A 9,441-nucleotide genomic window follows, 5' to 3' on the forward strand; every position below is an offset into this window, starting at 1 on the left:
ACATCGAGGGCAAGGAAGAACTCTACGAGGAACTGCTGATGCAGGTGCTGCACGATTGGAAGGTCGTGTTCTCGTTCGAGGATGCGAGCGACCCGGCCACGGTGCTCGGCGACTACATCCGCAAGAAGCTCGACCACGCCTTCGACAACCCCGAGATGTCGCGCATCTTCTCGCGCGAGGTGCTCGACGGCGGCCGCAACCTCGACCGTTACTGGCCCAACGCGCGCGCCTGGACACAGAAGAAACTCGACGTGATCAACGGCTGGATCGCGCGCGGGCAGATGCGTCCGCTCGACGCGCGCATGCTGCTGATGCACATCTGGGCCATGACCCAGAGCTACGCCGACTATGCGATCCAGACGCGCGTGATGCTCGGCCTGCCGCCCGAGGCGCCAATCGACCGCGAGTCGGTCGCGCGCGAGCTGGTGGCCTTCGTGCTGAACGGCTGCGGCATCAAGGCTTGAGCGGCCTGCGCGTGGCACCCTCCGCCGCCGGCGGCTGGCGCTACGTGATCGATCGCGCGCTCGAATAGCCCGGTCCGGGCCGTCGCCCCGGAGTGCGGCACCCTTCCGGTGCACCCGCGCTGGCACGTCGTTTGCATGAGTCTGACCACTTGCTCTGATTGAGCGGTCAAACAAATCATCATGCGCGTGCTCGTCGTCTACTGCCATCCGGTCGAAACCAGCTTCCATGCCAGCCTGCACCAGCAGGTGCTGAAGAACCTGCGCGCCGCCGGGCACGAGGTGGACGACTGCGACCTTTACGCCAAGGGCTTCAACCCGGTGCTCTCGCGCGAGGAGCGCCTGGGCTACCACGAGGTGCCCGCCAACCAACTGCCGCTGAAGCCCTACGTGGAGCGGCTGCAGTGGGCCGAGGGCATCGTGTTCTGCTTTCCGACCTGGTGCTTCGGCCTGCCGGCCATGCTCAAGGGCTACTTCGACCGGCTCTTCATGCCGGGCGTGGCCTTCGACATCAGCGACCCGGCCAACGTCAAGCCGATGCTCACGCACATCAAGCGCATCAGCGCCGTGGTCACCTACGGTCGGCCCCGCTGGGTGGCCATGTACATGGGCGACCCGCCGCGCAAGATCGTCACGCGGTACATGAAGCGGCTCACCGGCCAGGGCGCGAAGGTGGACTACCACGCCCACTACCACATGAATGTGGCGACTGAGCCCCAGCTCAGACGCTTCATGGCGCGCGTCGGCCAGGCGATGGCGCGCTTCGCATGAACGCGCCCACGGTCCTGGACAACGTGCGGCTGCCGCGCTGGCTGCTGCCGGCCGACTGGCCGCAGCGCAACGGCGTGCCGGTGCTCGCACGCATTGCCATCGAAGCCGGCCGCGTGCAGTCGGTCCGCCCCGCAACCGGCGTCGGCGCACCCACCACGGGCTGGGATCTCGCAGGCACGCTGGTGCTGCCCGGCTTCGTCGACGCCCACACGCACCTCGACAAGGCCTTCACCCTGCCGCGCATGAAGCAGGTGCAGCCCGGGCTGCTCGGCGCCATCGACGCGATGCTGGCCGACCGTGCGCACTGGACTCCCGCTGACGTCCACGAGCGCGCGTCGCGCGGCCTGCAGTGGGCCTGGGAATGTGGCACCACGCACGTGCGCACGCACGTCGACTGGTGGGAGCCCGAATCGCTGCCCATGGCTTGGCCCGTGATGGCCGAGCTGGCGCAGGAATGGGCCGGCAAGGTGCGCCTGGAGCAGGTGAGCCTCATCAAGCTGCCGCTGTTCGAAGATGCTGCGCAAGCCCTGCACCTCGCGAAACAGGTGAAGGCCACCGGACCGCACGCGCTGCTCGGGGGCTTTGTGCACTCCACCAACTGGAGCGAGAACGCGCTGCGCAACCTGCTGGTGTCGGCGCTGGCCTTCGATCTCGACATCGACCTGCATGTGGACGAGGAGCTCAACGCCGCGGCCGTCGGCCTGCAGACCACGGCCCGCATCCTGCGCGAGATCGGCTACGAAGGCCGCGTGGTCTGCGGCCACATCTGCGCGCTGGCGGCGCAGCCCGAGGCGCAGGCCCTGGCCACGCTCGACGCCGTGGCGCGCGCCCCCATCACCGTGGTGTCGCTGCCCGCCACCAACCTGCTGCTTCAGGACGCCGTCACCGGCCGCACGCCGCGACAGCGYGGCCTCACGCTGGTGAAGGAGGCGCGCGARCGCGGCATTCCGCTGCTGTTTGCGAGCGACAACGTGCAGGACCCGTTCTGYCGSCTCGGCAGCTTCGACCCSGTSGARGCGCTGGGCACGGCCGCGCTGGTGGCGCAGCTCGACGAGCCCTTCGACACCTGGTCGCAGGCGCTGTGCCGCGGCGACTGGCTGCGGCGCGAGCGCGCACCTGCACGGCCAACGCTGGAAGGCGCATCCGCCGACCTCGTGCTCTTCACCGACGCCGACCGCTTCGGCTGGCCCTCGCGCACCGCGAACCGCATAGTGCTGCGCGACGGCCGCGTGACCCGCGGTGACGCCACCCCCTTCCTTCCCCGGTAACGAACCACAAGGACACCCATGCTCCACGGCTACATCCCGCCCCACCGCTTCCTGCCCTATCTGAGCTGGAGCGAAATCGCCGCGCTGCCCGACCGCGAGAACACCGTCATCGTGCTGCCCTGCGGTGCCATCGAGCAGCACGGCCCGCACCTGCCGTGCTCGGTCGACAGCGTGATCAGCTCGGGCGTGATGGGCAAGGCGCTGGAGAAGCTGCCGGCCGACGTGCGCGCCTTCGCACTGCCGACCATCACCTACGGCAAGTCGGAAGAACACCTGCACTTTCCCGGCACCATGACGCTGACCGGCACCACGCTGCTGTCCACCGTGATCGAGATCGGCGAGTCGGTCTACCGCTCGGGCTTTCGCAAGCTGCTGTTCGCCAACGGCCACGGCGGCCAGCCGCAGGTCCTGGAGATGGCGGCGCGCGAACTGCGCCTGCGCCATGGCGACTTCGTGATCGTGCCGTACGGCGTGTCGCGCCTGCCGAGCGCCGCGAGCAAGCAGGTGAGCGAGCAGGAGAAGAAGCTCGCGATGCACGCGGGCCATTCCGAGACCGCGCTGATGCTCGCACTCGCGCCCGAGACGGTGCATATGGAGCGCGCGGTGGCCAACTTTCCGCCGCCCTTTCCCATCAAGCTGCTGTCGGCCGACGGCCGCCCGGCGTGCGCCTGGACCGCGCGCGACTTCGGCCCCAGCGGCGTCATCGGCGACCCGACTACCGCCACGCGCGAGCAGGGCGAAGCCATCCTGGACACGCTGTCCGACAGCTGGGTGCAGGCGCTGACCGAGCTCCACGCGCTGCGCTGGCTCGTGCGCGAGGAAGCCACTTGGGAGCGCGGCCACCAGCAGGGCTTCGTCCAGCAGAGCTTCGCTCCCGCCTGAGCCTGYTACTTGAATCCGACCCGTTCACACATTTTTCTTTCTTCACTTCACCCCAGCCCTCGAGAGGTCATCCCATGCGCTCCTTCGCACTGTCCCTGGCCGGCGCCGCCGCCATCGCTTTCCTCGCCGCCGCGCCCGCGCAGGCCGAAGACAAGTTCACCTACATGACCAACTGGTACGCGCAGGCCGAGCACGGCGGCTTCTACCAGGCCGTGGCGCAGGGCATCTACAAGAAGTACGGCCTGGACGTGACCATCAAGATGGGCGGCCCGCAGGTCAACATCACGCAGATGATGGCCGCCGGCCAGGCCGACTGCATCATGGGTTCAAGCGACATCCAGATGATGCAGGTGCGCGAAGGCGGCGTGCCGGTGGTCAACGTCGCGGCCTTCTTCCAGAAGGACCCGCAGGTGCTGATCGCGCACGACGACGTCAAGAAGTTCGAGGACCTCAAGGGCAAGACGATCCTGATCGGCGCCCAGGCCAACCGCGRCTACTGGCCCTGGCTCAAGGCCAAGTTCGGGCTCACCGACGAGCAGACCCGGCCCTACACCTTCAACATCCAGCCCTTCGTCGCCGACAAGAACGCCGCGCAGCAGGGCTACCTGACCTCCGAGCCCTACGCCATCCAGAAGGCCGGCGTGAAAAGCACGGTGCTGATGTTCAGCGACCACGGCTTCCCGGCCTACGCGACCACGGTCTCGTGCATGGACAAGACCGTCAAGGAGCGCAGCAAGCAGGTGGCGGCCTTCGTCAAGGCCTCGGCCGAGGGCTGGAAGAGCTACCTCGCCGATCCCGCTCCCGCCAACGCGCTGATCAAGAAGGACAACCCCAACATGACCGACGACCAGCTCGCCTACAGCGTCGCCAAGCTCAAGGAGATGGGCATGGTCACGGGCGGCGACGCGGCCACGCAGGGCATCGGCGTCATCACCGATGCGCGCGCCAAGGCCAGCTACGACTTCCTGGTCTCCGCCAAGTTGCTCGACCCCGCCAAGGTCGAGATCGCCAAGACCTACACGACCGACTTCGTGAAGGACGCCAAGGTCCTGCCCTGACACACCGGGCGCTTCGGCGCCCTCTCGAAAGGCCCCGCATGAACGACACCGAATCCGCCTCCTACACGCTGCCGCCGCAGCCGCGCTTCACCGTCCCGGCGGTCGAGGTGCTCTCCGCCGAGAAGACCTATCCGAACGGCACCCAGGCGCTGCTGCCGGTCGACCTGAGCATCGCCGAAGGCGAATTCGTCACCTTGCTCGGGCCTTCGGGCTGCGGCAAGAGCACCTTGCTCAAGATGGTGGCCGGCATGCTCGAGCCGACCGACGGCCGGCTGCTGGTGTGGCGCAAGCCGGTGGCGCAGATCGACGAGAGCGGCCGCCGCATGGCCTTCGTGTTCCAGTCGCCGACCCTGATGCCCTGGGCCAGCGTGCGCACCAACGTGCGGCTGCCGCTCGACCTCGCCGGCGTGCCGCGCAAGGAGGCCGAGGAGCGCGTCGCCGAGGCGCTCGAACTGGTCGGCCTGGACAAGTTCGCTTCGGCCCTGCCGCGCGCCCTGTCGGGCGGCATGCAGATGCGGGTGTCGATCGCGCGCGGCCTGGTGACGCAGCCCGACCTGCTGCTGATGGACGAGCCCTTCGGCGCGCTCGACGAGATCACGCGCCACAAGCTCGACGCCGAACTGCTCGACCTCTGGCGCAAGAAGAAGCTCACGGTGATCTTCGTCACCCACTCGATCCACGAGGCGGTGTTCCTGTCGAGCCGCGTCGTGATGATGGCCGCGCGCCCGGGCCGCGTGGTCGAGCAGTTCCGCATCGACGAGCCCTATCCGCGCAGCGCCGACTTCATGGTGTCGCCGCAGTTCAGCCGCTACGCCAAGACGCTGCAGGACAGCCTGCTGCGCGCCAGCAGCGCGCACGACGAGGTGCAGGCATGAGCGCACTGGCACCGACAAGCGCCGCGGGAACGACGACGATGACCCCACCAGCAACGCCCACCAGACCGCGCCCTGCGCCGAAGCCGACGCTGAAGAAGCAGCCGGCCCGCATTCCGCTGCTCCAGCAGCCGCGCGTCCAGYGCGTGATGTACCCGCTGCTGGTCGGCGTGGTGCTGATCGCGCTCTGGCAGGGCCTGGTCACGGCGATGGAGCTGCCGCCCTACCTGGTGCCATCGCCCTACCTGATGATGCAGACCCTGGTCACCGACTGGGTGCCGCTCGGCATGGCCCTGCTCGTGACGCTCAAGATCACCGTGCTGTCCTTCGTGGTCGCCACCATCGCCGGCGTGCTGATCTCCTTCCTGTTCGTGCAGAGCAAGCTGATCGAGACCGCGCTGTTCCCGTACGCGGTACTGCTTCAGGTGACGCCGATCGTCGCGGTCGCGCCGCTGATCATCATCTGGGTCAAGAACCCGACCGCCGCGATGGTGGTCTGCGCGGCGCTGGTCGCGCTGTTCCCGATCATCAGCAACACCACGCTGGGCCTGCGCAGCATCGACCCCGACCTGCAGAGCTACTTCAAGCTGAACCGCGCCACGCGCTGGCAGCAACTGGTGCGCCTGCGCATCCCGAGCGCGCTGCCCTACTTCTTCGGCGGGCTGCGCATTTCCAGCGGCCTCGCGCTGATCGGCGCGGTGGTGGCCGAATTCGTGGCCGGCACGGGCGGCTCGGGCGCGGGGCTGGCGTACCAGATCTTGCAGGCGGGCTTCCAGCTGAACATTCCGCGCATGTTCGCGGCCCTGCTGCTCATTTCCCTCACCGGTGTCGCGCTCTTCGTGCTGATGGCCTGGCTCRCCAAGCTGGCGCTCGGCTCGTGGCACGCGAGCGAACTTTCCCAGGATTGAACTTGACCATGAACGCTCCTGTTTCCTCCATCGAGCAACTGCTGCTCGAACTCCCCGACCTCGACTGGATCACCGACGAAGGCCGCGTCACGCGACTCTCGCAGGATTTCTTCTGGTTCAGCCCAGTACTCACGCGCCAGTTGAAGGGCAAGCGCGCCGACGTGGTGGTGCGCCCGCGCACCGAGGAAGAGATCCGCGCCGTGGTGGGCGCCTGTGCGCGTCGCAACGTGCCCATCACCATCCGCGGCAGCGGCACCGGAAACTACGGCCAGACTACGCCACTGGCCGGTGGCGTAGTGCTCGACATGACGGGCTACAACGCCTGCCTGTGGGTGCAGCCCGGCGTGGCACGCGCGCAGGCCGGTATCCGCCTGGGCGAGCTGGAGAAGCAGACGAAACCCACCGGCCAGGAGATGCGCTGCGTACCCTCGACCTATCGCAGCGCCACACTCGGCGGACTGTTCGGCGGCGGCTTCGGCGGCGTGGGCTCGATCAACTACGGACCGCTGGGTGCGTCGGGAAATATCATTGGCATCCGTGCGATGACTATCGAAGCCGAGCCGCAGATCGTCGAGCTACGCGGTCCCGACGCCATGCGCATGCATCACCTGTGGGGCACCAACGGCCTGGTGCTGGAGCTGGAGATCGCGCTGGCGCCCGCTCACCCGTGGCTCGAGACGCTGGTGACCTTCGACAGCTTCGAGAATGCGCTGAACTTTGCGGACAAGCTGGCAAATTCGCCAGGAATCGTGAAGCGCGGCGTCACTTTCTTTGCCGCGCCGATTTCCGACCACCTCACGCAACTGGCAGCGCACCTGCCGAAGGGCTGCCACACGGTGCTGTCGCTGGTGGCCGAGTCGGGCGAGCCCGCCATGATGCTTCTAGTGGAGGCGCACGGTGGCATCGTGGGCTACCGCAAGACCGCTGCCGAGGTGCAGAAGAGCAACCGCACGCTGATGGAGTTCACCTGGAACCACACGACGCTGCATTCGCTGAAGATCGATCCGACGCTGACCTACCTGCAGAGCGGGTTCATTCCGGGCAAGCATGTCGAGCAGATCATCGAGATGGAGAAGCTGCTGGGCGGCGAGGTGATGATGCACGTCGAGTTCCTGCGCAACGTGGCCGGCCTCTTGACCTGCAGCGGTCTGCAACTGGTACGCTTCAGCACCGAGGAGCGGTTGAACGAGATCATCGACATCCACCGTGCCCACAATGTGCACATCAACAACCCGCACGTGAACATCGTGGAAGACGGCAAGGCCGGCGGGCCGCTGCCGCCGGAAGTGATCGAGGTGAAGAAGCGCTTCGATCCACTGGGGTTACTTAACCCCGGTAAGTTGCGCGACTGGCCGGTGAAGGAGACGGTTGCGGCCTGAGCGCGGGCACTCGGTTCATTGAACTGGCACTGACCACGTAATGGCGCCCAACGATCCCGCGAACGGCGACCCCGGTCCCGCGCTCGGGCCTCGCTCGCCAGGTCAAGCTGGTAATTTCTAGATAGAACTCAATACGCATCGAGACCGAGAGTCATCCCCCAATAGGATCCGGCGGCCGAATTCGGGGTCGCACATCGTCGAGCTGCTGAAGATCGACGACCCGCTGGAGCGGGGCTTCTATGAACAGCAGGCGCTGCGCGAACGCTGGTCGGTGCGCGAGTGGGTCCGGCAAAAGGACAGTGCGCTCTTCCTGCGCCTGGCGCCAGCCAGGACAAGGCCGGCATCCTGCAACCGGCCAAGGCAGGGCCAAGTTGTCGATCGGCACCCAGGATGGAATCCCGAGGCGACTCGCAACAAGGGGTTAGGAAACAGATCTGCCAGGCTACTCGAGGGTTTTTCACCCATCTCTGAATTCTCCGGGCCGCGCGGACGGGGGACGAGCCGCCGGCGGGCCCAGGGCGCGAACAGCCGTTCCGGGCCCGTTGCCGTCCTTCAGCATCAGAAGAAGCTGACCTTCATCGAAGCTGCTGAACGCCATGCCTTGGAGATCGCCGCTCGAACGGCGCTTTCCGGCAGGAACGCAGCATGAGGCAGACAATGGAACGATCCGTGAGAGGCCAACATGACGCAACCACCTTCCGAGCTCATACATCTAGCTGGCGATCGGGGTCTGGTGGAGTCGCCCCGGTGGCACAACGGACGATGGTGGTTCGCTGACTGGACTGCTGGCGAGATCATGTCACTTGGCAATGACGACGGTGCGCCCAAAACCGTCGTACAAGCACCCGCGCCACCACTCTCGTTCGACTTCCTGCCTGACGGCGGCTTGCTGTTCGTCTCGTCGCGCGCCGGCAAACTCGTCCGCCAGAACTCGGACGGCGCGCTGGCAACCTACGCCGACCTGGCATCCTTCTCGAAGGGCTTGTGGAATGAGATCGTCGTGGACGGCCGTGGCAATGCTTACGTGAACGGTGAATGCCTGTTGGTCGTGACGCCCGATGGCAAGGTGCGGTCCCTCGCGGAGGGATTTGCTTTCCCGAACGGAATGGCGATTACCCCGGACAACAGGACGTTGATCCTTGCGGAGTCGCACGGCCGACGCCTGACCGCTTTCGACATTGCGGCCGACGGCGTGTTGTCAGGACGCCGGATTTGGGCGGACCTTGGTGAGGGAACGCCAGACGGCATTTGCGTCGATGCACAAGGCTGTGTCTGGTACGCCGACGTGCCTCACAAATGCTGTGTGCGAGTCCGTGAAGGCGGAACAGTCCAGCAACGCATCGAACTCGATCGCGGCGCATTCGCTTGCATGCTCGGCGGTCCTGATCGCAAGACCCTCTTGATCGCCGCCGCTCGCTGGTTCGGTATGGATCGCATGGATGACATGGCCGGTACCGGCCAGTTGCTCGCGGCGACGGTGGACATCCCCGGTGTCGGCTGGCCCTGACTGAAGTGCCATTTCAGCGCCGCAGGCAATAGAAAGAATCATTGAATCGTTGATCTGTTGAGCTGGGTGGCCCGATGTTGCCGCCAAGGTGGGCAGCTCTGGGGCGAGAGCGGCGTCGAGCGACTGCTTTTTGGCAGCCACATTGAACGGCGGGTGATGRCCGACTACGGCTGTCCGCATGTTCCTGCCACCGCGGTCAGTATGTCGCGCATTCCTTGCCGGTCCCTGCGCGTAACGAGCCCGATACCGACAGCCAGTTCTTCGCCCTCGACCAGAGACCTGTAGACGACGCCCGCCCGTCTCAATCCAGTGAAAGACTTGGGCAGTAGGGCCAC

Annotated in this window: 9 protein-coding genes; all 9 read left to right on the plus strand. The window is 66.5% G+C overall.

All coding sequences use genetic code 11. The annotated features are described in order from the left end of the window. On the plus strand, positions 1-464 hold a 464-nt coding region (locus tag AC1D2K_RS22115), incomplete at its 5' end, for a TetR family transcriptional regulator C-terminal domain-containing protein (RefSeq protein WP_478090995.1). A gap of 180 nt (positions 465-644) precedes the next feature. Then, on the plus strand, positions 645-1,232 hold the full coding sequence (locus tag AC1D2K_RS22120) for an NAD(P)H-dependent oxidoreductase (RefSeq protein ID WP_478090997.1): 588 nt from the start codon (positions 645-647) through the stop codon (positions 1,230-1,232). After that, positions 1,229-2,500, plus strand: a complete 1,272-nt coding sequence (locus AC1D2K_RS22125; protein WP_478090999.1) for an amidohydrolase family protein — start codon at positions 1,229-1,231, stop codon at positions 2,498-2,500. The genes AC1D2K_RS22120 and AC1D2K_RS22125 overlap by 4 nt, the downstream gene beginning before the upstream one ends. 18 nt (positions 2,501-2,518) lie before the next feature. After that, positions 2,519-3,382, plus strand: coding sequence for a creatininase family protein (locus AC1D2K_RS22130; protein WP_478091000.1), 864 nt, complete (start codon positions 2,519-2,521; stop codon positions 3,380-3,382). Positions 3,383-3,456: 74 nt separating this feature from the next. Continuing rightward, positions 3,457-4,440 (plus strand): ABC transporter substrate-binding protein, encoded by a 984-nt coding sequence (locus AC1D2K_RS22135; protein WP_478091002.1) that lies wholly within the window; start codon positions 3,457-3,459, stop codon positions 4,438-4,440. A gap of 38 nt (positions 4,441-4,478) precedes the next feature. Next, on the plus strand, positions 4,479-5,315 hold the full coding sequence (locus tag AC1D2K_RS22140; RefSeq protein WP_286370163.1) for an ABC transporter ATP-binding protein: 837 nt from the start codon (positions 4,479-4,481) through the stop codon (positions 5,313-5,315). 38 nt (positions 5,316-5,353) lie between these two features. Continuing rightward, positions 5,354-6,220 (plus strand): ABC transporter permease, encoded by an 867-nt coding sequence (locus tag AC1D2K_RS22145; protein WP_478091004.1) that lies wholly within the window; start codon positions 5,354-5,356, stop codon positions 6,218-6,220. A gap of 8 nt (positions 6,221-6,228) precedes the next feature. Continuing rightward, the gene (locus tag AC1D2K_RS22150; protein ID WP_478091006.1) at positions 6,229-7,599 is read left to right on the plus strand and encodes an FAD-binding oxidoreductase; all 1,371 of its coding nucleotides are present in this window, start codon (positions 6,229-6,231) and stop codon (positions 7,597-7,599) included. Between the two features lie 682 nt (positions 7,600-8,281). After that, positions 8,282-9,106, plus strand: coding sequence for an SMP-30/gluconolactonase/LRE family protein (locus AC1D2K_RS22155; protein ID WP_478091008.1), 825 nt, complete (start codon positions 8,282-8,284; stop codon positions 9,104-9,106). Positions 9,107-9,441: the final 335 nt, after the last annotated feature.

It is taken from the genome of Variovorax sp. P1_H12_2, from assembly GCF_056405335.1.

What these genes read in the sequence shown, in the direction of transcription:
- AC1D2K_RS22155 (WP_478091008.1), top strand. Translation starts at nt 8,282, where the DNA reads ATGACGCAACCACCTTCCGAGCTCATACATCTAGCTGGCGATCGGGGT.
- AC1D2K_RS22150 (WP_478091006.1), top strand. Translation starts at nt 6,229, where the DNA reads ATGAACGCTCCTGTTTCCTCCATCGAGCAACTGCTGCTCGAACTCCCC.
- AC1D2K_RS22120 (WP_478090997.1), top strand. Translation starts at nt 645, where the DNA reads ATGCGCGTGCTCGTCGTCTACTGCCATCCGGTCGAAACCAGCTTCCAT.
- AC1D2K_RS22130 (WP_478091000.1), top strand. Translation starts at nt 2,519, where the DNA reads ATGCTCCACGGCTACATCCCGCCCCACCGCTTCCTGCCCTATCTGAGC.
- AC1D2K_RS22140 (WP_286370163.1), top strand. Translation starts at nt 4,479, where the DNA reads ATGAACGACACCGAATCCGCCTCCTACACGCTGCCGCCGCAGCCGCGC.